Raw genomic sequence first — 20,786 nt, forward strand, 5'->3', positions numbered from 1 at the left:
GCGTCAGCATTCCTCCGGCGGTTTCAGCCGCCGGAACTGCATCAGCAACAGAAGATCGTAGACGATCTTCAACGCGCCGCAGATGAGCAGCGGCCATGCCCGGAAAGAGGCGGCGAAGAGAGCGCCCGCCAGTGCAGGACTGACCGAGGCGGCAAGGCTGCGTGGAACCGAGGTGAAGCTTGCAGCGGCGGCTCGCTCCGCCTCGTTCACGACGGCCACCACGTAGGACGAGCTCGTCGGCACGTGCATCTGCGACAGTGCGGCCCGGACCAGCAGAAAGCCAAGCGCGAGGGATAGTGTGGGCGCAAGCGCCGCTAGCATCAAAGCGATGCTGGACGGGATGTGTGTGAACACCATCGTGTTGATCAGTCCGATGCGTCGCGACAGCCATGCGGCCACAGGAAACGACTGCGCCGACAGCACGCCCGACCAGAAGAAGAAAACACCCGCCTCTGAAAGCGACAGGCCAAATCGCGCGAACGCTGACGCTGGCGGCCGAGGGGTTGATCGTCCCGACAAACGCGATGACCAGGAGCAGCGCGTATTCGTGGACAACGGCAAAGGCCACGCCGGTCGCGATGACGAGACTCGCACCGGCCAGCAAGATTTGGCGATGATCATACCGGGCTCCGAGGAACCCGACACATATCGTCAGCAGCGAGGAGCCAAGGAGCGATGCCGTTGCGATGACGCCTCGGAACCGGACAGCCGGTCGGTGCTATGACGGATATTGTTTCACCGTCTTAGCAGGGATCATTCTTGGCTTTGGCTTCTACCGAGCCTGGATCGGCGCAGTGCTTGCGGTTGCACTGGCGGGTGCGGTTGTCGCGGCGACGCGTCTGCCGCCCCGGGTGTCGACGGGCAGCGATTGCATCCGACCTAAGGATCCATCGACAGTGAGGCGATTAATGATCGTCGAAAACCCTACGGCGTCAGCAGAACCTGCCGGACGCGCGATTTGGGCAACATTGTTGTCGGCTGAAGCGCAGCGCCGCGAGAAAAGCGGGAACGAGAACCGCCTTCTGCGCCAGCCACCGGGCGATATCGATGTTTTCATTACGCCCGGCGGTCGGATGCTCCTTGTTGGACGCCCTCCGGAGGCCGATGCGGAATTCGACGGCCCTCGCCTTCTGGGCTCGGAATTGCAATGCGGCATCCCTTCCGACCCTTCCGGCCTGAAGTCTGGCGAGACCGGCAAGGTGAAAGATACGAGCTGATGAGCGGCAGCACGAACGCGGTCACCGGCAACAGCAACAGCTTGCAGCAAGCTGGCGTAATTTATGATCAATACCAGCGGCGGAGAGAAATGTACAAAAGCAGTTCGGCCATGCGAGCGCCGAAATGACCCGCAAATGTCAGCGCCGATGCGGCCGATTTAGAGTCAATCTGCGACGGCCTCGGGGCTGTAACGACGTTATCCCGCCAGCATACGCGCGAGCATATTTCTGATGTGGTCTTGCGCGCCGTAGAAAATTGCCGCGACATTGATTGTGCGGCTATGTTCTACCGGTACAAACCAAATAGCCGCCTTGTCCCGCCGAAGAAACCGTATTCCGGGATAAATATCGGGCCGCAGAGTCCCGATATGGGGCGTATCGACTAGACGATCGATCCCGACACGCAATTTGCGGATCCGTTGCGCGGTACGCTCCACAGCCTCGTCAGGCGAGTCCCCGAGATCGACATAGGCGTCAAACAGATGATCGAAGATCAACTCGAAATCGCGTTCGGCATCCTCAGAATATTCAAGAGTCCACACGAACAACCCGTCTCTTCCGCTCAATCATTGCCGCGACGCGGCTTTCCATTTCCGCCGCAGAAATCATCGATCCGTTCAATCGCCGCTGGACCAATTCGCGAAGCGCTGCCGTTTCGACGGTCTCAGTTTCCGTCTTCTGCCGAAGCAGTTCTAGGCCCTGCTGAAGAACCGAACTCATGCTGGAATACCGGCCGCTCTCCACCAGCGAACGGGCAAACGCATCCTGCTGGTCGGTCAGCGAAATCGACGATTTGACACTCATCGGTTTAACTCCTTTGAGTCTAATTTGCTGCTCAGTAGCACATTTGTCAATCTGACGAGATGATCCGGCAGGGCGGGCGCAAAGTCAGGGACGTCGGACCGGATCATCTCAATGACCAGGAGGTGGCGCAGTTAGTCGAGCGAATCGCGATTGCCGTCTTTGGCCACTCGCTGCGCGCGGGTCTAGCGTCTTCGGCGGAGGTGGTCGACGAGCGATGCAAAAGCAGCTGGGCACGCTTCGGCCGAATGACGCGCAAATAACCGCGCCGACCCGACGATTGCGATCAGCCCACAGGCTGATACTGCCCCCCGTAATCCGCTTGTAACCTGAAGCCTGTCGGGCGAAATGAAAAACTGCCCCCCCTAACGAAGCGATGTGGTTTTGCACTTAATTCCCAGAAGCTGGTCGCAGCAATTTCAACCAGGAGGGCGGGAAAAACGTGGGGGTAAGAATATTGGCGTAACGAGAACCCTTTTCGAAAGGGGTGTTCATTGGCAACGCAAATGAGGATGAAGATCTGGGCCGAGTTTGTCGGGGCCGATGGCATTCCACAACGTCGGGAAATCGCTGGCGTCGAGCGCATCGTGGAGGGAGCGCGGCTTGATGATTTCGGCCTCTCTCTGGAGGAAGGCAAAGCGATACACCGTCGTTTGCAGGAAGAGCTCACGCAGTTTCAGGCGGATCAAGCCAGCAAGCAGGATCGGAAATGTAACGCCTGCGACCGCCTTCGGCGGGTTCATGAATCGAACTCGGACGGTTCATTCTCTGTTCGGCATTTGTCGCCTGCGCGTGCCCCGGTTCCGCTATTGCGTGTGCGGGAAGACGGCAAGATTGAATGCCGGAAGCATCGAGATGCTGCTGAAGGGCAGAGCAACGCCGGAATTGGAGCGCGTTCAGGCTGAACTCGGCTCCCGGCTGTCATTTCGAGAAACCGCCCGTGTGCTCGATCTCTTCGTTCCGGCCGCGCGACCACACAATCATCGGACCGTCGTGAACCGGCTGGCCAAGGTCGCCGATCAGATCGAGAAGTGGGACGCTGCGAGTCTCTATCGCATCAGCCGAGTTGGCGAATCCGCAATTTCCGTCTTCATAGATGGAGCCTATATCCGCGCAGTTCCCGGATATCAGAGCCGCCATTTCGAGATCGCCATGGGACGCGTCGTTTCAAAGGGTCGGCCGCCTCGTCGGTTCGCGGCCGCGCCGAATGTCGCCACTGGCAAACACGACGTGCTCCGTGCGGCGATGCGGGCGCAAGGATGGCTGCCTGGCCGCGAAGCCACCGTCTTCAGCGATGGAGACGTCGGCTTGCAAAGCCTCGTGCTCACCGCAACGCGACAGCCCATCACTTACATCCTCGACTGGTTCCATCTTTCGATGCGGCTCCGGCACATCGAACAGGCATGGGAAGGAATTAGGCATGTCGGCGACCTGAACATCTACCTGCGGGACGTAGCGGTTCATGTGCCGAGGCTTCGGCATCTCCTTTGGAACGGCTATGTCAGGGAGGCAACGAGAGCGGTGAAAGATATGCTCTACCAGATAAGGCAGCACGCTAGGCTTAGAGACGCCAACAAAAAGTTCAACCGCTTGTGCGAATTGATTGGTAATCTTCAGACCTATCTGATCCAGAACAAGGCGTCGATTGTCGACTACTGCCACCGATATGGGGCAGGTCAGCCGATTTCCAGTGCCCCCGCCGAGAGTGCCGCCAACAGTCTCGTCAACGCCCGCATGAATAAGAAACGTCAAATGCGCTGGTCGCCCGTCGGCGCTCACCGGGTCCTTCAGGTCAGAGCCGCAGTCGCAGACGGCCGCCTCAAACAAGCCAAGTTTGCCCTGGCCGCTTAACCCCAACGTTTTTCCCGCTCCCCCGGATGAGGATGATGGCGGTGGAGACGACAGTCCCCTTCCCCAGCAGCCATTACCGGAGCCGGTGTGAAAAAGGGCATTGTCCCGGAACATTGCAGCCAACACGGTGTTTGAGAGGCGTTCCCATTTGAGGAAGGTTGTTTTCTCCCTCTGAATTTCGACTAGCGGACAAACAATCGCACATGTCGGACAACTGCAGCGCTCCTAATCGCATCTGTCGGAGCGCTGCTTTTCTTGCTGCTAGGCTGATTATCCGTTCAATCCCAACAATGCCGTAGATCGCCATCAGGAGCATGACGAGAACCAGCAACAGGATAATTATCGTCGATACTCTCTTGGACATGCCAGTGAAATAACAGTACAGCGTGCTTGGAATAGGACTGAAGTCTTACTCCAAGGAGTTGCTGTATTCCGCTTAATACAACGAACCAGCACAAACCCAAGCAGTGCCCCGCCCAGTTGGCATGCCGAGTGCCGAACATGGCTGACACAAATAGAGCTGCAGTGGGCAATGCTCGGGAATGCAACAGCGTCCTGAAGACTGATCTTTTGGGCCCCGAAATGCAGTGACCACTTGCCTGGCCGTTCCTCCCGCGATTCCATGTTCAGTACACGTTCATAGAAGCGGCGAGTGGCGCGGACGTCGTTGACGCAGAGCACTTTATGATCGAGCGCACAAACCTTCATGCCGTCACTTTACCTTTCCGAACATCGAAACGAAACTGTTACGGGACCGACTCTCCACTACTGCGATGGGCGAATGGCTGGGAGCGCCACCGGTGGTGTCGGCCCTTTCCTAGTCGTCGTCAACTCAACCGACCACGTCTGGGCGCCATGCCACACGCACTGAATGCGAACCTTTCCTCTATGACCATGTAGGCCGGGATAAGGGTGTACGCGGGATACAAACTCCCGCGTCCCGGTAATGCGACCAGGACGACCACTCTCGGGAAATCCTCGTCAAACAACCACAGCCCAGAGCAAAACTCAGGCGAGAGATGCAGTCAGTGGCTGCGGAGACTCACTCGCTCACGCAGGGTGGGGCCGTTTTCCCGAGATACGAATTCGACCATATCGGCGCCAATGGGAGACCCGCAAAGGTGCGTCTCTTCGGCTGTTTCGGTCCGGCCGGACAGCCGTGCGTGTTTGCGAGAAACGGCCCGACGCCAGGGTACACGGAGAGGGAAGGCGGAGATGTATCCTGTTGCACTTCCATGATGCTGCGGCGCGAACTTCGGTCTGGTCTGACCAGGAAACCTGAGCAAGCGCCCAATCCAGTCACATTTGAGGGAACCGTTTGCCGAACTGCGCGTTCACGGGAACCATATCTCGGGGGACATGCATTGGAATCGGTCACCATATTGCTCGCGGAGGACGAGACTCTCCTGCTGTTGGACTTCGAAGACGCCCTTAAAGAGGCCGGGTTCGTGGTTCTGGCGGTGACGAACGGCAAGAAGGCAATCGAGCATTTGAAAGCCGCAGAACCCTCCATCGCTGGAATAGTGATGGACATCCGCTTCGCTGAATCCCCGAGCGGTTGGGATGTCGCCCGCATTGCAAGGGAGGTCGACCCGGAGATGGCGGTGGTCTACATCAGCGGGGACAGTGCTCCCGATTGGGCGCCTCAAGGCGTTCCTAAGAGCATCATGATTGAAAAACCTTTCGTCATGTCACAATTAATCGTTGCAATTTCGCAGTTGCTAAATGACAGGACGGCGGGAGCTGCAGCTTTGGAATAATTTGGGGGCTACCCTCACGGGGGAGGCTCCCGCCTCTGTCCTGTGTCTCTGTCTCCTTCGCGCATAGCCGCGACCTCAAGTCTCGCTCCGTCGCCCAGCGGTCCCGGGCTTCGCCGAGGAATGTCCGAGTGACGCATCTATTGTCCTTCGCGCCAGGTAGATGGGAGTCACTGGGGCGACAACCCACCACCACGCTTTACCGCGTCAGATCGAGGCCACTTGCCGTGGTGGCGCATTGGCATGCTAGAAGCTAGACATGAAGCCGCAGCATATCACCGAGCTGATCGTGCGAACCGCGATGAAGGATCGCAAGGCTTTCGATGCGCTTTATCGCAGCACCAGCGCGAAACTGTTTGGAGTTTGCCTGCGTATCTTGAACAACCGCTCGGAAGCCGAGGAGGTGGTGCAGGAGGTCTTACTCCCCGATCTTTCTCACTTTCACATCCGCGGCCATAAAGCCAACGCCGAGCAATTCGTCGTTCTCCTCCCTTTGTGTTTTGGATCTTGGCGTTCGCGCGCTTCTGCATCGAATACGTCCCAGTCCCCCGTGCTCAAGCGCCGCATCATCGTTTAATGATTTCTTTGTGCGCCATCACTAATGTGCCTCCTGGTCCGCGAAGCGCGCTCACGGGCTAGTCGTTGTCACGGGCGCATATTGGATTCTGCTTCATGGGCGGTGCGATCTCACTACTGGCGGTGAATTTCATCGTCGCCCAGATCTTCGTGGCTGCCTTTGTGATCATCTCAGTGAAGAGCCGCTCGGGCCGGGCGGCGGCCTGGTGCGCCGCAGGTTTCGCCATCGCCTCTCTCTCTGCGATCTGCGAGGTCGTCCTGCCATTTACACCCATGCCAAGGCTCTTTGCCGTTGGTGCCTTTACAAGCGTTCTTGCCGGTTTCTGCCTCCTGCGCGTCGGTCTTGGCGTTTTTTACAGCGTTCCGGCAAAGCCGCTGGCGCTTACAGTCTTTTTCACTGGGTCGGTGATCGTCGACCTCGTGATCTATGATCTTCCGCGAGGAACGTTGCAGCACGCCTTCTTTTACCAGATGCCGTTCTTCGCGATCCAGGCATGGTCCGCCACCACGATCATCCAGTCCCAGCGCCGATCCTACGCGGACAGGAGCCTCTTTTGCCTGCTGACGCTGAGCGCAGTCTATTTCCTTGTGAAGATCTACGCCGCGATTGCTGCAGGCTCAGGGGCCACCGCGGCGGATTATCTGCAAAGCCCGTTTGCCCTGACTTCGCAGGCGCTCGGAGCCATTCTGATCGTCGGCACGGGCGTAGCGATGCTTGGTGTCATGGTCAAGGACATCGTCGACGAGGCTCGCGCCAGTTCCGAAATCGATGCCCTCTCGGGTCTTTGCAATCGACGCGGGTTTTCGAGCCGTGTCGCGCCTCTCCTGCGCGATCTGAGCGATCAGGACATCGGAACGCTGATCCTTGCGGACATCGATCGGTTTAAACTCGTTAACGATACCTTCGGCCATCATGCCGGCGACGAAGTCATCCGAGAATTTTCGTGTGTTTTGGCTGATCTCATGCCTCACCGCGCGGTGGCGGGGCGCGTAGGGGGCGAGGAGTTCGCCATATTTCTTCCGCGCGTGGGATTGGCCGATGCGCGCGTAATAGCCAACGGAATTCGCGCGGAGCTTGCAGCAAAGCGCATCAACGGCCTTCCGGAAGGCGTCGCGGTTACTGCAAGCTTCGGCGTTTCTGCGGTAGCGGCGGGTGAGCTCTTGGACGCGGCGATGAGGCGGGCTGACAATGCACTTTATGTCGCCAAAGCTGGCGGACGGAACCGTGTGGAATGCGCCGAGGCACCCGTACGTGTCGTCGCTTCTAACGATCACCATGCGATCGGGACTTGGTAGCAGTGCGCCGACACCTGACCACCATTCAAGATCTCCCGATTCTTCGGTGTCAGCTCAACAACGTACTCTCCGGAGACCACGGCCAGTTGTTCCCGTCGATACCATATGCGACCTGCTATTGTAGCGGCTGCGCTGTATCCGAAGACAATCTCCGCCGAAGCCAAGTGCCGTCATTGGAAACTTACGCCGGCGAAGGCGGCAGGTTCGAGGCCGTAAGCACTCCTGCGGCCGTCCCAACAATATCCTGCTGCGTGGCGGGCTTTACGATGACGACCGCGCCGTTGCCTTTCTTTCGCATGTCGTCGGGTAGCGTTTGGCCGCTATAGAAGAAGAATGGAATGCCCCGCTCGTTGAGGAGATCGATGACCCCCTCGGTGGTTGCCGTGCCCAGGCGAATGTCGAGCACCGCGAGCGCAAACGCTTCATTTTTCGCCGCCACCAATGCGGTCTCAAGGGTGGCGCAGGGTCCCACCACCTGAGCTCCACCATCGAGAAGTGCCGCCTCGAGGTCGAGAGCGATCCAAATCTCATCCTCGACTACCAGAACTCTGACGCCCTCAAGGGGCCTGCCGTCGTCATTTTTCCGCGCCATCTGGCGGGATCTCCGGAAGCTCGATGTCGACCGTGCAGACGACGCCATCCGGTTGAAAATCGCGACGGACCGTAGATCCTGGCAAGCTCTTCTCGATCAGAACGCCGCCGAAACCCTGCTCGCTCGGCGGCTCGACCGGCGGGCCACCGCGTTCTTGCCAGATAACCGCAAGAGTTCGGCCGTTGTTCCCGAGTTTCCAACTGAGTTTGACTTGTCCGTTGTCGGTAGAAAACGCTCCATATTTGGCGGCGTTGGTCGCGAGCTCGTGGAGCACGAGACCGAACGGCGTAGCCAGGTCCGGCGGCAACATCACTGGTTCGCCCTCGATCAGCAGGCGGCGCCGATCAGTGCCCGCATATGCATCGAGCTGCCCGCGCGCGAGTGCGTCGAGCTCGGCGCCGCTCCATTCGGAATCGACAAGCAGCTTGTGGGCGCTCGCAAGTGCTGCGAGGCGCCCCTCAAAGCGCTCGACGAAGTCCTCGCTCGATCGCGTTGTGCGGAGCGTCTGGCGTGCCAGCGACTGGACGACAGCGAGCGTGTTCTTCACGCGATGGCTGAGCTCGTTCAGCAAGAGCTGCCCGCGCCGCTCCCAGCGCTTGCGGTCGGTGATATCGCGGGTGCTTTCAAGCACAAGGCGGCGCTCGCCGATCGGCACGAGCTCGATCTGGCTCTCTACCGTCAGCACCCGCCCGTCCTTGGTGGTATGGTTCAGTTCGCCGCTCCAACGGCCCTTCTCTGCGAGCCTTCGCCGGAGCTTGTCGAAGGACGAGCCGGGAACGGCCGTCTTGAGCAGTTCTTCCTTGCGCCTTCCGAGCGCTTCCACACGCGAATAGCCATAGAGTTCCTCGCTGCCGCGGTTCCACTGCATGATGCCATCGTCGAAGTCCCATACGAACATGGGCGAGCGCGACAGCTCGACGAGCCGCATTTCCTGTTCAAGGCGCCGTCCGCTCTCCTTCGCCGCCTCTTCGGCATGGCGCCGCTCGCTGATGTCGACGAATGTGACGACGACGCCGTCGATCTTGTCTTCGATCGTACGGTAGGGACGCATTCTCACCAGGTACCAGCCGTCGTTGCGGCCTTTCACCTCGTGTTCGATCGGCGTGAGCTGCTTCAGAACCGAGCATGCGTCGTCAGCAAGTCCCGCATATTCGAGGTGATGCGTGAAATCGGTGATCGGCCGGCCTTCGTCGTTCGGCGTCACGTTGAAGATCTCGGTTAACCGGGGGGTGAAACGCTTGATGCGCAGGGACGGATCAAGAAAAAGTGTCGCGATGTCGGTTGCCGCCATCAGGTTTTGAAGGTCGCTGTGGGCGCGAGAAACGCTTTCCAGCTTCAGCTTCAACTCATTATTGACCGTTTGCAGCTCCTCATTGATGGACTGGAGTTCTTCCTTGCTCGTCTCCAGTTCCTCTGCCGTCGAACGGTATTCCTCGTTCATTGACTGCAATTCTTCGTTGGCGGCGCGCAGGTCCTCACTGGCCGACTCCGACTCCTGTCTCGTCAGGCGAAGCCGGCTTTGCGCAAGCTGCAGTTCTTCCTGGAGCTCGCGAATAAGCTGGTCGATGGACGGACGACCGTCGAGCGTCTCGAGGACCACCTCCCCCGTCTTGTCGATGACCTCGCCTTCGATGAATAGCACCAGAGCATGGCGCGTGCGCTCGTCCGCCTGAACGACAGGCTTCACCTGCAGGTAAACGCGATGCGGCTGCGCATCGAGTTCGGCAAGTATCGGCATGCTCAAGGTCGGTTCATTCCGCTCGAAGGCGCGATGCAGCGCCGCCCTCAGATCGAACCGGAACTCCTCGCGCACGAGGTCCGTCGCATCGGTCGTAACGGGACCGCCCGAGGGCCGGAGATACCGCCCGGCATTTTCGGAGAGGTGAATTGCGTGATGGCTTTCATCCACCAGCATGCTCGGGGGGGCAATCTTCTCAAGCATCTGACGGTGCACGGCCGCATCGCTGATGTGGCCCGCCGGCGCCGGTCGGATGATCGTCGATGTCCTCTCCGTCTTGTGTGGGCCCAGCAATACCGGCGGCACCAGACGCCGATCACCGCCTGCTACGGCCCTGTAGATGCGCGCCTCGCGGTTCAGAGTGCGGAAGAGGCCCGGATAGTCGGCGCTTTCAGACGATCCGAGCAAAAGGAAGCCGCCGGGTTTGAGCGCGTAGTGAAACGTACTGCACGCCTGTTGCTGCAGCTGGCGGTCGAGATAGATCAGCAGGTTCCGGCAGGAGATCATATCGAGGTGGGAGAAGGGCGGGTCCCTAAGCAGGCTGTGGCTTGCGAACAAAACGACGTCGCGCAACTCGCGACGAACGCGATAGTGATCGCCCTCGCGCTGGAAGAACCGGCGCAGCCGCTCCTCCGAGAGATCGCCTTCGATCGTCGATGGGTATCGCCCCTCGCGGGCCATGCTCAGTGCCTGAAGGTCGAGATCGGAGCCGAATACTTGAATTTCCGGCGAAAGGTCGCGGCGCGAGGACTCCTCGAGCAGAAGCATGGCGATCGTGTATGTTTCCTCGCCGGTGGCGCAGCCCGGAACCCAGACCCTGATGCTGTCGGCGGCTTCCTTGCCGTCGAACAGCTGCGGGATGACGTTCTCGGCCAGAGACTTGAACGCCGAAGGATCGCGAAAGAACGTGGTGACGGAAATCAGGAAGTCGCTGAAAAGAGCCTGCGCCTCCTCGGCATTCTCGCGCAGGTAGTCGAAATAGTCTGCGAGCCTCTCCTTCCTGGCGACCTGCGCTCGCCGGCCGATACGCCGCAGAATGGTCGCGCGCTTGTACTGGGAGAAATCATGTCCGGTTCGGGCGCGCACATGCGACAGAATCCGCCCGACCAGATCTTCGTCTCCAGCCTCATCGAGATGCGAAGACAGTCGGTCACGGCTGGCAATCAGGTCGGCCAGGCGCCGGGGAAGTTCGCGCACGGGGAGCACGAAATCCGCCATGTCCGTGGCAATCGCATTGCGGGGCATGGAGGCATATTCCGCCTCGTCCGGATCCTGGACGAGCACGATCCCGCCCGCCTCCTTTATGGCCCTGACGCCAAGCGCCCCGTCCGCCCCGGCGCCGGTGAGTATGACCGCGAATTCGCTTCCATGTTCTTCCGCGAGCGACCGGAAAAACAGATCGATCGGCGCGCGGATGGAACGGGGCTCTTCGAACGGAAGCGCGGCTATGGTCCCGTCGGCGATCTTGAGTCGGCGGTTCGGCGCAATGACGTAAACGTGGTTTCTTTCAAGGCGCGCTTGGTCCTCGACCTGCGTAACCGGCATGCGCGTCCGTGCCGCTAAAATGTTGGCAAGCTCGCTTCTGGCATGAGGATCGAGATGGACAATGACCACGAAGGAAGCGTCGGTGTCGTCCGGCAAAAGATCGAAGAAGGTCTGAAGAGCCTGGACGCCGCCCGCAGAAGCTCCGATTGCGACAATCGGAGGATCCAATTCTCGATCCATGCTCAACCTCCCGGAATCTCACAGGAACGGGCCGCCTGCGCGGCGGCTGCTTTGCCTGTGAGGAATATCGGCAATCTTCAAGGCCGGAGGTAGCCCATTCTACGTTCCCGGCACCTTCCTCTTATATCAGCGGACGTGTCGGCCATGATAGTATCGAGTGGGAAAATCTTCCCTTCGTCCTCTCAACCGGCAGGTCGTCGAACTTATCCGCGTGTGGAGCGTTTTTGCTCGATGGAGCATGGCATGAGCCGCCGCGACATCATAGCCATAGGAGGTTCGCTTGGCGCGGTGGCCGCCATGAAGCACCTGCTTGGCAACCTTCCGAGCGACTTCCCCGCCACCGTGTTCGTCGTCATACATGTGGGCGCACGCGGAAAGGATCTGCTCGCAGATATATTCGATGCGAACACCAGGATTCCCGTCACGACCGCTGTCGACGGAGAGCAGGTCGAACGCGGCCACGTCTATGTTGCGCCCGCAGATCACCATCTCCTCGTCATCGATGGCATCATCCGGCTTGGCCGCGGCCCCCGCGAGAACCTGGCTCGACCGGCGGTCGACCCGCTCTTTCGATCAGTCGGTTTGAATTACGGACCACGGGCAATCGCGGTCGTACTCACGGGGATGTTGAATGACGGGGCCGCCGGACTTTCCGATCTCAAGAGGTGCGGCGGGGTGACTGTCGTCCAGAACCCGAGCGACGCTGTTGCGCCTGATATGCCGATTGGGGCCCTGAGGGCAAGCGACGTCGATTACCGCGCTTCCCTCGACGGTCTCGCCGCACTCCTCGTCGAGCTCACCCGCGAAGAGGCCGGTTCGCCCGTTCCCATTCCGGGCGACATCAAGCTCGAGATCGATATCGCCCTCGGCCGGCAGATCGGTTCCGAGACGATGCGAACCATTGCGGACCCGGTCCCGATCTCGTGCCCGGCTTGCGGCGGCGTGCTGTCGCAGATCAAGAACTGGCCGCCGCTGCGGTTTCGTTGCCAAGTCGGGCATGCCTATACGTCCGAGGCTTTGGCTGCGGAGACGGAAGGCGCCGTCGACGAGGCTCTGAGAGTTGCCCTTCGGATCATCGAGGAGAGGGTAACTCTCAGCGAAAAAATGGCTGAAGATGCGCAGCGCAGCGGTTTCGCCGCCGCCGCTGCCGCAAACAGAAGGCGGGCCAAAGAGGGACGGCAGCATGCGGAAACACTGCGTCGCGCGATCGCCGGCAGCTCGCCGGACGCCACTGCAGGCAAAGGAGGCTGAGCAGGCGCTCAATCAGATCGGCTGATATGAGACGACTCCCTTCGACACGCGTCTCCTGCCGCGCGTGCATAGCAGCAGCCGGCTCTCCCATCTTACGGGTCGCTTTCACCGGACATCGTGGAACCTTCGTGGGAGCCAGCTGGTTGGTCGTCAAGCTGGAGGTGCATCATGTCCGCGCAGAAGGTTTCAAAGCTTGTCGAAGATTGGCCGCAATATCGCTTCCGAGCTCGGCAGGGAAAGCGTGCCCTACTACGCAGCCTATACGGCGTCAAAACACGGCGTAATCGGGTTGTCCGACGCGCTGCGCCAAGAGGTGAAGCAAGCAGGTCTTGAGAATATTCATGTATGCGCGATCATGCCGACAGCACACGACACACCCTTCTTCGATCATGTGGCGAACTATAGCGGGCACCAGGTTGAACCGCCAACGCCTCTGCATGATCCGGAGAACGTCGCCGAAGCCATTGTGGCCGCAGCACGCGATCCCAGCGATGAGGACATCGTCGGATGGGATGGGACTATCAAGATCGCTATGAAGCGCTTTCTTCCGAGCGCGGCCGATGCGCTAATGGCCCGGACAATGCACAAGACCCAGATGGACGCCCCACCCGCACCGAACTCTCCCGGCGCGGTGAGCAGCCCGATTGAGGAGGGAACCGAAGTCGATGTTGGACGCCGCACGCGGCGGTAGCTCGGATCACAACCAATTGCCATCCGCGATTCGTCGATGCGAATACCTCAGATATTCGCATTCAAGTGCCTCGAGAACTGCAGTATCGAGAACACGCGTCCGATGTCGATCGACCGAGACATCGCCGGTCTGCTGGCGACTGCCGTCGGTGCCAATCTTGCCAGACGTCCCGAGCATCTTCGGGTAGACTTTTGCGTCAAGTCATGTGAGCTGACGTGAGACAGCGGTTGTATCGCCTCCACTACATCAAAAACCCGAAAGCGTACCTGATTGGCGCTATTGCGGCTCATCAGGCCGGCACACCGCTCGCAGGGCCTTTAGCGCCTCCTCCTCGGAGCGGCAAAGAAGATTGAGTTTGACGGGTCTCCGAAGCGCGATCTGGATGTGGTGCGGGCCAAACACTCGGATCAGCCCATGACCGGGAAAGCGCCCGTTACCCGCAACTCGATTGTTCCACCGCGTGATCCTGCTGGGCGGGTGCCTGTAAGCATGCGACGCGCCGAGTATTCGCGAGCATTCATCGTAGAACATCCGCCTGTCGCCGGTCATCTGCGAGACCTCGCTGCAACGGCGTTCGCCTCTGTATGGGCCAGAATTATCGAGACTGGCGGTGCCGGCGAGGCCGGAATTGAGCCGAGCGGAATGTTGGCATCCGCAGGTGTTATTCGAACAGGGCGGCTTCGGCAAATGAGCTTCAATGTTTCTTGTAGAATCGCGACCGTCATTTTTTCGCCTGGGCAGCGATGGCTGGTTTCGGGCCGACCTCCTCCTTGTGGAATGAAGCGGAAGTCCCCATTGCGCCACGACGATTCCCGCTTGGGATTGAAGACTGCCGGGCGAGGAAAGAGGCGTGCGTCGTGGGTCGTCCCATAGAGATCCAGCAGAAGCCAATCGTCTTTGCCGAGTGGATGGCCCTGCCAAACAAGATCCTTTCTCAGCCTCGCACCGACAAAAGGAAAGAACGGATAGAGCCGGCGTACCTCCTCGACGAAGCCTTCGATCTCCTTGTCGTGCCCGCCGCGGAACCGTTCCTGCCAGTCTGTGTTCCGGGCAAGCGCCAGAGCCAGGAATACAATCCAGCGGCTGATTGCAGAGATCGGACGCAGCAGGTTGAGGAGTTCGACAGCTGCCGCTTCCGTCGAAAGAGCTCGTCCGTCAACATCCCGGTAGAGCAAGCAAATCGTCTTCAGCGCGCACTCACCGCTCACATCAAGTGAACCGTCACGCACTGCCTCCACGATGGATGCCAGCCAGCGTTCGGTTCGCCGGCGAGACATCAGCGCTATCCATGCCGATGGGCCAAAGCTGCCGGTACTGTCGATCATTCGTGCGAGGCTCGCGGCGAGCCTCCGGTCATCGCGGCTGGACCCAGGAATTCCGATCCAATCCGCCGACGCTTTCGTCAGAGCGAGATTGGCCAGTTGCCGCAGATCGAAGCGAACGGTCTCAGGGTCGCCGACCTGAGACAGCCAGTGATCGCGGAAGCGGTCGACGAGTGCTGCGATTTCATTATCACTCATCGCCAGATCGATAAACATCGCCTTCCTCTGCCGGTGCCTCTCTCCGTCAAGCTGCTGGACGCTGTGCTTGTCCTGAAGCAGGCGAAGAACGGTCCAGGGCATCGAGCCGACACGCGTTACATCCTCGCTGTCGTAGAAGAGCTGCGCCGCTGCCTCCCCGCGCATGCAGAGCACCGGCCGAAGCATCAGCCGGGTTTGAAAAATATCGCTGCCGAGTTCGTCACATCGCGCAGATATGAATGTGTAACCCTCCCGAAGCAGCGCTAGAGTACTGTCGAATGACGAGGTGCGGGGTACCGATTTCATCGTGCGTCTCAGGCTCGCTTGTGCAGACGCCCAACTTTTCCCCGCTGTGGATGTTCCCTGTGGCTGGGCTGCGCGAAACGGAAGGAGAGTGCCGTTATAGCCTTGCCCCCATACGGGGTGCGTCCACACGGTCAGGACAGCAGACAAATCGAGCACTGAAGCCGCCATTTGACGTTTAGTCATCGAACGCCCGATTAAGCGTGTCGGATTGCAACATCTTACGTGGTGGATGACTGGTGACCAAAGGAGAAGGTGCGGGTATCTGACCTTTGAGGAATTCTGGACACGCGAGTAGTTGACCCAAGATCGGCTCATTCGAGAGGTCCCGGCTCCGGCGGAAAATAGATGAGCAACCGCCGAACGACGGCTTCCGACGTCGGCGGCAAAATCGCCATCCCCATGGTCCCGTTCGTTGCCCCGAAACCCTATGTGGACGCAGCAAACTGATCGCACGCTAACTTCGACAAACGGCCTAATACGGCTGTATCCGGCAGTAGCCAGACCCGGCCGATACGCCGCGCGTCCTGCCGCTCACTACTGTGAGGGAACTTCGCGCCGCCGGCACGGTTTCACCCGGATGCTCGATCCGTCCACGTACGCCTCATTCCTCGGCGCTGTACTCGCCTACCAGCTCTCTGGGGTTGGTCCAGACATGATGCTTGTCATTGGCCGCGGCATGGGCCAGGGCAGGCCCGGCGGCATTGGGATGTGTGGCCGCAGGGCTTGTTCAGATCCCGCTGCTCGCAATGGGGCTGCCACGGTCATTCTTTCCTCGCCGCCGCTGTACAAGGCTCTGCAACTGATCGGGGCTGCCTATTTGATTTATGTGGGGATTCGGTTCCTGGCTGCCGTCGATACCGGGAAAAATCAGGATTGTGTAGCGTCCGCGCCTCTGCTCGGGGCCTTTCGGCAAGGGATGATCTGCAACCTGACAAATCCGGCAGCACTTTCCTTCATGCTCGCCATCCTCCCGCAGTTCGTGCACCCGTCCTCCGGATCGCCTGCGCTGCAGTTCGTGATTCTAGGAGGCACGATGAAGGTAACGGGATTGCTGATCCTGGGCTCGGTGGCTCTGACTTCGGGCGCGTTCAGCAGTTGGTTGGCACGCAACAGACCGATTATGGTCTGGCAGCAACGCATCGCAGGCACCATCATGATCGCACTGGGCATCAGATTGCTCCTGTTGATGCGTCAATAAGCGGCCGCTAGGACTACGCGGTAGAAGAATCGAGCTCCGGGCCTGGTAATGGGAGCGACAGACGGTTCTGGGCAGAATGCGCGTATACTCAGCGTTCCACATCGTTTCAGTCGGCGGCCAGTGGTCGTATCCAGCTATGCATTTTGTAGTACCCAACCACCCAACCAGTGATGCAGGGCGCGCATGATCGGTCTCAGGAAGCCTCCTTCCGGTACCGACGTTCCGCAGTGGCAAGTGAGAGCCTGATGCTGATTGACGTGGAGATTTGCGTGCCAGCGATCTCTGCATTGTCGGCGCCGGTCCGGTCGGGCTCGCACTCGCCTTAAGATGCGCCACCAGAGGCCTATCGGTATCCCTTGTCGACGGCGGCGATTCAGCAAGCGGCCCGATTGGCAGGCTCTGTTCGGTGCGGGGGACTTTGCCACGGCGCATCACGCCAGGTTTTGGGGCGGCCGAAAGATTCTGCGGAAGCGCATCCCAAGGCTGCGCATCAAAGCGAAGTTAGGCGAACCCTGTTTCAAGGCATCGACCTCTATTGCCTGATTGATCGTCAGCATGCCCCGCGGTCTGATGCAAAGGGCGGCCGCGACGGCACAGGCAGGGTGACGATCGCACAGACGCCCTGGGCCCTACTGACCGGCGTCATCTGGCTGCAGCGCATCCCCATCCCGAGAGTCGTAGGCACCGCGCCCGGCGCGCCGTCGGCCCACCGACGGCAAGCATTCCAGTCGATACATTATGCGATCTTATCGGTGTAGCCGATGGGTTCAAGGATGAAGTGCGACTTGCGATAGATACCAATGGGTTATCACGCGCAAGGAATGGCTCATGAGACGGACCTACTCTCAGATCGATATGGATGAACGTCGCAGGATCGCTCGCTGGCGATCGGCCGGCCTGAGCGCCACCGTTATCGCCGAGAAGCTCGGCCGGCATCGTTCGACGATTTTCCGCGAGCTCAGGCGCAATGCTTTTGAGGATCCGCAGATGCCGGATCTGAGCGGCTACTATTGCGTCACCGCCAACGAGATGGCCCGTGAGCGCAGAGCCAAGCTGCGCAAGCTCGCCCGGTTCTCTCATGTGCGCCAATCGGTCATCGAACGGATCATCCATGGCTGGTCGCCACAGCAGATCGCCGGCCGCATGCGGCTGGAGCGCCATCCGATCTGCGTCAGTTACGAGACGATCTACAAGTTCGCCTATTCCGCAGACGGTCAGGCCATCAAGCTATGGCGGCACCTGCCGGAGCGTCGTGCGAGACGCAGGCCGAGGCATGCTCGCCGGCGTCACGGTCGCCGCTTCAGCCCGGAACTGAACATCCTTCACCGTCCTGATGCTGTCGACGAACGCAGGCAGTTCGGCCATTGGGAGTGCGATCTCATTCAGTTTCGCAAGAAGTTCGGCAAGGCCAACGTGACGTCACTGGTCGAGCGGGTCAGCCGCTTTGCGGTCTTCCTGCGCAACAACGACCGGCAATCGAAGCCGATCATGGACGGGCTGATTCGGGTGCTCCAACCCCTGCCCCACGCCGCTCGACGCTCCATCACCTTCGACCGTGGCACCGAGTTCAGCGAATGGCCCTATCTGCAGGCTGGCATCGGAACACAGACGTGGTTCTGCGACCCGCAGTCGCCCTGGCAGAAAGGCACGGTCGAGAACACCAATGGCCGGGTTCGCAAATGGCTTTCGAGAGAGGTCGATCCCCTGTCGATCAGCGACGGCGAACTGAAGGACATCTGCGATCGGCTCAACTCGACACCGCGGAAGTGCCTCGGCTACCGAACGCCCGCGGAAGTCTTCCGCAAGAAACTGCTCGCGCAAATGCGACGTGCCGGTTAGCTTCACACGCGTAAGTCGCAGTTCGGCATGAACTTACAAAAGGTGAACATCACAGCAACCCGCCGTGCGGGGCTCATGGGAGCACGATTCCGTCCGCCCCGGTAGCGCGACAGGGCAAGCACGGCCTGAGGCCCGGCGAAGGGCGCCTTGGCATAAACCACCCAGCGCTTCTTCCGGACGGGTGCCAAGTGCCGCTGGAATGCCCGCCGGTCGATGAAGTGCGCCATCGATCCGAAAATGGTAAGCCTACTGCTCCAAGCGTGGCCAGTATTCCGGCTGCGCCCGCCGACCGGACCAGTCCAATGACCTTGTGTCCGGCAGCGATCAAATCCGTCACCACCGCCGAACCAACAAAGCCTGAAGCTCCTGTCACCAAAATCCGCATTGTCTTGATCTCCCCTTGTCGCCGATGGAACTTCCTTCAAGGCTAGATGCTTGCTTGCGCACGATCCACGCTCTAACGTCCGCACTATCGTCGCAATCGTCCGGATTTCGTCTTGGATCCCCTTTCTGAAGTTCTATCGCTGCTCAAAACTCGCAGCTATATCTCGTCCGGGTTCAGCGCCGCAGGCGATTGGTCTCTTCACTTTGCGCTGCGTGATGACATCATCAAATGCTACGCCGTCGAGGCGGGAGCATGTTGGCTTGCTGTGGAAGGCATCGAGGAGCCGATCAGGCTCGAGGCGGGAGATTGTTTTGTGCTGGCGAGCGGCCGGCCCTTCCGGCTGGCAAGCGATCTGGCATTGCAGCCGCTAGATTCCAAGACAGCTTTCCCTCCCGCGGAACCCGGCGGTACGGTGACCGTCAACGGCGGCGGCGACCTGCTTCTTGTGGGCAGCCGGTTCACGGTTGCCGGACGCCATGCCGGGGCACTCCTCAAGATGATGCCGCCCATCGTTCACATTCGAAAAGAGGTGGATCAGGTGGCGCTGCGTTGGTCGGTGGCAAGGATGCGCGAAGAACTTCGCGAGGATAGGCCAGGCGGAGCGCTGATCGCCCAGCATCTGGCCCACATGATGCTGGTACAGGCGCTGCGCTTGCACCTGGATGAGGGAGGCCATGAAGCCGGCTGGTTCGCTGCACTGAAGGACGCCCGCCTGAGCAAGGCACTTTCGGCCATCCATTCCGATCCGGCACGACGCTGGACCTTGCAGGATCTTGCCGGGCAAGCCGGAATGTCCAGGTCGGTCTTCGCGCAGCGGTTCCGGGAAACGGCCGGCGAGACGCCGATGGACTACCTTACCCGCTGGAGAATGCTGCTTGCAGGCGAGCGGCTGGAAAGCACCGGTGAGCCCGTATCCGCGATCGCACCCTGCCTTGGTTATGAATCCGAAAGCGCCTTCACCAGCGCCTTCAAGCGCGTCATGGGATGCACCCCCAGAGAGTATCTCCACCGCCGGCAGAAGCCGATCTCACCTCGGAAGCTCAAGACCGATCCGGACGATCGCGACGATATTCGAGACTCAGCCGAATAGATCGTATCGGGAAGACTGTTTTATCGTGCCTTCAGCAATGGAGGCAATGAATGATGTCTACCCCATTCCATGGAATGCCAAGCCTACAGGATGCCCAGGATGAAGGAAGGCGACGGACGCTGCCGGCGATCCTTCTCGCAATATCGGGCTTGCTCTGTCACCTTCCAGCTGCCGCTCAGGATATTGACGGAGCTCGCCTGTTTCAGCAGCGCTGTGCGACCTGCCACAGTGTGGAGGCCGGTCAGAACAAGGCGGGCCCGCACCTGTCGGGCTTGATCGGCCGGGCCGCCGGAACCGTCGAAGGCGCTACCTACTCCGATGCGTTGCGTTCCTCCGGCATCACCTGGGACAGGCAATCCCTCGAGACCTTTCTCACGGCGCCCGGCCGCATGGTCCACGGCACACGGATGACGGTTACCATCCCCAATACAGGCCAGCGAGCGGCAATCATCCAATACCTCGAAGGCCAGCCAGCCAATTAAGATCAGGAGAAGCACCCATGACAGCGTTCACCATAAACGGGCGCGCAATCGATGTCGTCGCCGAACCCGATACACCGCTTCTTTGGGTGATCCGGGAACATCTGAAGCTGACCGGCACCAAATTCGGCTGCGGGATCGCACAATGCGGGGCCTGCACCGTCCATGTCGACGGCGAGCCTACCCGCTCCTGCCAGACCTTCCTGCAGGATGTCGCCGGCAGGGAAGTAACCACGATCGAGGGCCTGTCAGCGGATTCCAGCCATCCCTTGCAGAAGGCCTGGATCGCCGAGCAGGTGCCGCAATGCGGTTACTGCCAGTCCGGACAAATCATGCAGGCCGCCGCCCTTCTCGCGACCACGCCCAATCCGACCCGCGAACAGATCATCGACCACATGGATGGGAATATCTGCCGCTGCGGGACCTATGTTCGCATCATCAGCGCGATCCAGCGCGCAGCAAGGGAGAGCTGAG

The 20,786-nt window shown here is 60.0% G+C and carries 17 protein-coding genes and 6 pseudogenes; 13 read left to right on the forward strand and 10 right to left on the reverse strand.

Annotated features, from left to right (window positions below; translation table 11 throughout):
- Nucleotides 1-3: 3 nt before the first annotated feature.
- A pseudogene (locus CN933_RS17205) lies at nt 4-694 on the reverse strand (MFS transporter); the annotation flags it as partial.
- A gap of 214 nt (nt 695-908) precedes the next feature.
- Between CN933_RS17205 and CN933_RS17215 the strand changes: the two are divergent.
- On the forward strand, nt 909-1,217 hold the full coding sequence (locus CN933_RS17215) for a hypothetical protein (RefSeq protein ID WP_102761848.1): 309 nt from the start codon (nt 909-911) through the stop codon (nt 1,215-1,217).
- Between the two features lie 197 nt (nt 1,218-1,414).
- Here the strand turns inward: CN933_RS17215 and CN933_RS17220 are convergent, their stop codons facing one another.
- A complete protein-coding gene (locus tag CN933_RS17220; RefSeq protein ID WP_180980719.1) occupies nt 1,415-1,765 on the reverse strand; it encodes a type II toxin-antitoxin system RelE/ParE family toxin in 351 nt (116 codons plus the stop codon).
- Nucleotides 1,746-2,021 (reverse strand): type II toxin-antitoxin system ParD family antitoxin, encoded by a 276-nt coding sequence (locus CN933_RS17225; RefSeq protein ID WP_102761850.1) that lies wholly within the window; start codon nt 2,019-2,021, stop codon nt 1,746-1,748. The genes CN933_RS17220 and CN933_RS17225 overlap by 20 nt, the downstream gene beginning before the upstream one ends.
- A gap of 503 nt (nt 2,022-2,524) precedes the next feature.
- Here CN933_RS17225 and CN933_RS17235 point away from each other — a divergent pair.
- Nucleotides 2,525-3,869, forward strand: a pseudogene (locus CN933_RS17235) (ISKra4 family transposase).
- Nucleotides 3,870-4,208: 339 nt separating this feature from the next.
- Here CN933_RS17235 and CN933_RS32385 read toward each other — a convergent pair.
- Nucleotides 4,209-4,577 (reverse strand): VOC family protein, encoded by a 369-nt coding sequence (locus CN933_RS32385; protein WP_348627611.1) that lies wholly within the window; start codon nt 4,575-4,577, stop codon nt 4,209-4,211.
- A 656-nt stretch (nt 4,578-5,233) separates the two neighbouring features.
- On the opposite strand from CN933_RS32385, the gene CN933_RS17250 reads away from it, so the two are divergent.
- The 3 genes and pseudogenes from CN933_RS17250 to CN933_RS17260 all read left to right on the forward strand — a co-directional run bounded on the left by CN933_RS17250 (nt 5,234) and on the right by CN933_RS17260 (nt 7,498).
- Complete coding sequence (locus CN933_RS17250) at nt 5,234-5,629, forward strand: response regulator (protein WP_102761852.1); 396 nt, start codon at nt 5,234-5,236, stop codon at nt 5,627-5,629.
- A 256-nt stretch (nt 5,630-5,885) separates the two neighbouring features.
- A pseudogene (locus tag CN933_RS31835) lies at nt 5,886-6,050 on the forward strand (sigma-70 family RNA polymerase sigma factor); the annotation flags it as partial.
- Between the two features lie 248 nt (nt 6,051-6,298).
- Nucleotides 6,299-7,498, forward strand: coding sequence for a GGDEF domain-containing protein (locus CN933_RS17260; RefSeq protein WP_102761853.1), 1,200 nt, complete (start codon nt 6,299-6,301; stop codon nt 7,496-7,498).
- Nucleotides 7,499-7,679: 181 nt separating this feature from the next.
- On the opposite strand, the gene CN933_RS17265 is transcribed toward CN933_RS17260, so the two are convergent.
- Both CN933_RS17265 and CN933_RS17270 read right to left on the reverse strand, forming a co-directional pair.
- The gene (locus tag CN933_RS17265; protein ID WP_102761854.1) at nt 7,680-8,090 is read right to left on the reverse strand and encodes a response regulator; all 411 of its coding nucleotides are present in this window, start codon (nt 8,088-8,090) and stop codon (nt 7,680-7,682) included.
- Nucleotides 8,074-11,553 (reverse strand): chemotaxis protein CheB, encoded by a 3,480-nt coding sequence (locus CN933_RS17270; RefSeq protein WP_102761855.1) that lies wholly within the window; start codon nt 11,551-11,553, stop codon nt 8,074-8,076. Before CN933_RS17270 ends, CN933_RS17265 begins: the two co-directional genes overlap by 17 nt.
- Before the next feature lie 243 nt (nt 11,554-11,796).
- Between CN933_RS17270 and CN933_RS17275 the strand changes: the two genes are divergently transcribed.
- Nucleotides 11,797-12,804 carry a chemotaxis protein CheB gene (locus CN933_RS17275; protein ID WP_102761856.1) on the forward strand — a complete coding sequence of 336 codons (1,008 nt, stop codon included), beginning with the start codon at nt 11,797-11,799 and terminating at the stop codon, nt 12,802-12,804.
- 193 nt (nt 12,805-12,997) lie between these two features.
- A complete protein-coding gene (locus tag CN933_RS17280; protein WP_245425074.1) occupies nt 12,998-13,495 on the forward strand; it encodes an SDR family NAD(P)-dependent oxidoreductase in 498 nt (165 codons plus the stop codon).
- Nucleotides 13,496-14,040: 545 nt separating this feature from the next.
- Here the strand turns inward: CN933_RS17280 and CN933_RS17290 are convergent.
- A complete protein-coding gene (locus CN933_RS17290; RefSeq protein WP_180980720.1) occupies nt 14,041-15,321 on the reverse strand; it encodes a cytochrome P450 in 1,281 nt (426 codons plus the stop codon).
- A 652-nt stretch (nt 15,322-15,973) separates the two neighbouring features.
- Here CN933_RS17290 and CN933_RS17295 point away from each other — a divergent pair.
- Together CN933_RS17295 and CN933_RS31290 are read left to right on the forward strand one after the other, a co-directional pair.
- On the forward strand, nt 15,974-16,519 hold the full coding sequence (locus CN933_RS17295; RefSeq protein WP_180980721.1) for a LysE family translocator: 546 nt from the start codon (nt 15,974-15,976) through the stop codon (nt 16,517-16,519).
- A gap of 265 nt (nt 16,520-16,784) precedes the next feature.
- Nucleotides 16,785-17,024, forward strand: coding sequence for an FAD-dependent oxidoreductase (locus CN933_RS31290; protein WP_146032671.1), 240 nt, complete (start codon nt 16,785-16,787; stop codon nt 17,022-17,024).
- Here CN933_RS31290 and CN933_RS17300 read toward each other — a convergent pair.
- A pseudogene (locus CN933_RS17300) lies at nt 16,972-17,109 on the reverse strand (transposase); the annotation flags it as partial. The gene CN933_RS31290 and the pseudogene CN933_RS17300 sit on opposite strands and share 53 nt — an antisense overlap.
- Nucleotides 17,110-17,347: 238 nt before the next feature.
- Here CN933_RS17300 and CN933_RS17305 point away from each other — a divergent pair.
- The gene (locus tag CN933_RS17305) at nt 17,348-18,358 is read left to right on the forward strand and encodes an IS30 family transposase (protein ID WP_102761860.1); all 1,011 of its coding nucleotides are present in this window, start codon (nt 17,348-17,350) and stop codon (nt 18,356-18,358) included.
- Between the two features lie 101 nt (nt 18,359-18,459).
- On the opposite strand, the pseudogene CN933_RS32555 reads toward CN933_RS17305, so the two are convergent.
- A pseudogene (locus CN933_RS32555) lies at nt 18,460-18,612 on the reverse strand (IS91 family transposase); the annotation flags it as partial.
- A pseudogene (locus CN933_RS31845) lies at nt 18,609-18,743 on the reverse strand (NAD-dependent epimerase/dehydratase family protein); the annotation flags it as partial. The pseudogenes CN933_RS32555 and CN933_RS31845, both read right to left, overlap by 4 nt.
- A gap of 112 nt (nt 18,744-18,855) precedes the next feature.
- Between CN933_RS31845 and CN933_RS17320 the strand changes: the two are divergent.
- Genes CN933_RS17320 through CN933_RS17330 form a run of 3 tightly spaced genes read left to right on the forward strand, consistent with a single transcriptional unit; the run spans nt 18,856 to nt 20,785 of the window.
- Nucleotides 18,856-19,833, forward strand: coding sequence for an AraC family transcriptional regulator (locus CN933_RS17320; protein ID WP_102761861.1), 978 nt, complete (start codon nt 18,856-18,858; stop codon nt 19,831-19,833).
- A 53-nt stretch (nt 19,834-19,886) separates the two neighbouring features.
- Nucleotides 19,887-20,315 carry a c-type cytochrome gene (locus CN933_RS17325; protein WP_245425075.1) on the forward strand — a complete coding sequence of 143 codons (429 nt, stop codon included), beginning with the start codon at nt 19,887-19,889 and terminating at the stop codon, nt 20,313-20,315.
- A 17-nt stretch (nt 20,316-20,332) separates the two neighbouring features.
- Complete coding sequence (locus CN933_RS17330) at nt 20,333-20,785, forward strand: (2Fe-2S)-binding protein (RefSeq protein ID WP_102761862.1); 453 nt, start codon at nt 20,333-20,335, stop codon at nt 20,783-20,785.
- Nucleotide 20,786: the final 1 nt, after the last annotated feature.

The sequence above is a fragment of the Sinorhizobium sp. M4_45 genome, from assembly GCF_002885915.1.
Lineage (GTDB): Bacteria > Pseudomonadota > Alphaproteobacteria > Rhizobiales > Rhizobiaceae > Sinorhizobium > Sinorhizobium meliloti_A.

Excerpts from the sequence above, each read along its gene's own strand:
- CN933_RS17215 (WP_102761848.1), top strand. The coding sequence starts at position 909 with ATGATCGTCGAAAACCCTACGGCGTCAGCAGAACCTGCCGGACGCGCG.
- CN933_RS17225 (WP_102761850.1), bottom strand. The coding sequence starts at position 2,021 with ATGAGTGTCAAATCGTCGATTTCGCTGACCGACCAGCAGGATGCGTTT.
- CN933_RS32385 (WP_348627611.1), bottom strand. The coding sequence starts at position 4,577 with ATGAAGGTTTGTGCGCTCGATCATAAAGTGCTCTGCGTCAACGACGTC.
- CN933_RS17260 (WP_102761853.1), top strand. The coding sequence starts at position 6,299 with ATGGGCGGTGCGATCTCACTACTGGCGGTGAATTTCATCGTCGCCCAG.
- CN933_RS17265 (WP_102761854.1), bottom strand. The coding sequence starts at position 8,090 with ATGGCGCGGAAAAATGACGACGGCAGGCCCCTTGAGGGCGTCAGAGTT.
- CN933_RS17270 (WP_102761855.1), bottom strand. The coding sequence starts at position 11,553 with ATGGATCGAGAATTGGATCCTCCGATTGTCGCAATCGGAGCTTCTGCG.
- CN933_RS17275 (WP_102761856.1), top strand. The coding sequence starts at position 11,797 with ATGAGCCGCCGCGACATCATAGCCATAGGAGGTTCGCTTGGCGCGGTG.
- CN933_RS17290 (WP_180980720.1), bottom strand. The coding sequence starts at position 15,321 with ATGAAATCGGTACCCCGCACCTCGTCATTCGACAGTACTCTAGCGCTG.
- CN933_RS17295 (WP_180980721.1), top strand. The coding sequence starts at position 15,974 with ATGATGCTTGTCATTGGCCGCGGCATGGGCCAGGGCAGGCCCGGCGGC.
- CN933_RS17305 (WP_102761860.1), top strand. The coding sequence starts at position 17,348 with ATGAGACGGACCTACTCTCAGATCGATATGGATGAACGTCGCAGGATC.
- CN933_RS17325 (WP_245425075.1), top strand. The coding sequence starts at position 19,887 with ATGTCTACCCCATTCCATGGAATGCCAAGCCTACAGGATGCCCAGGAT.
- CN933_RS17330 (WP_102761862.1), top strand. The coding sequence starts at position 20,333 with ATGACAGCGTTCACCATAAACGGGCGCGCAATCGATGTCGTCGCCGAA.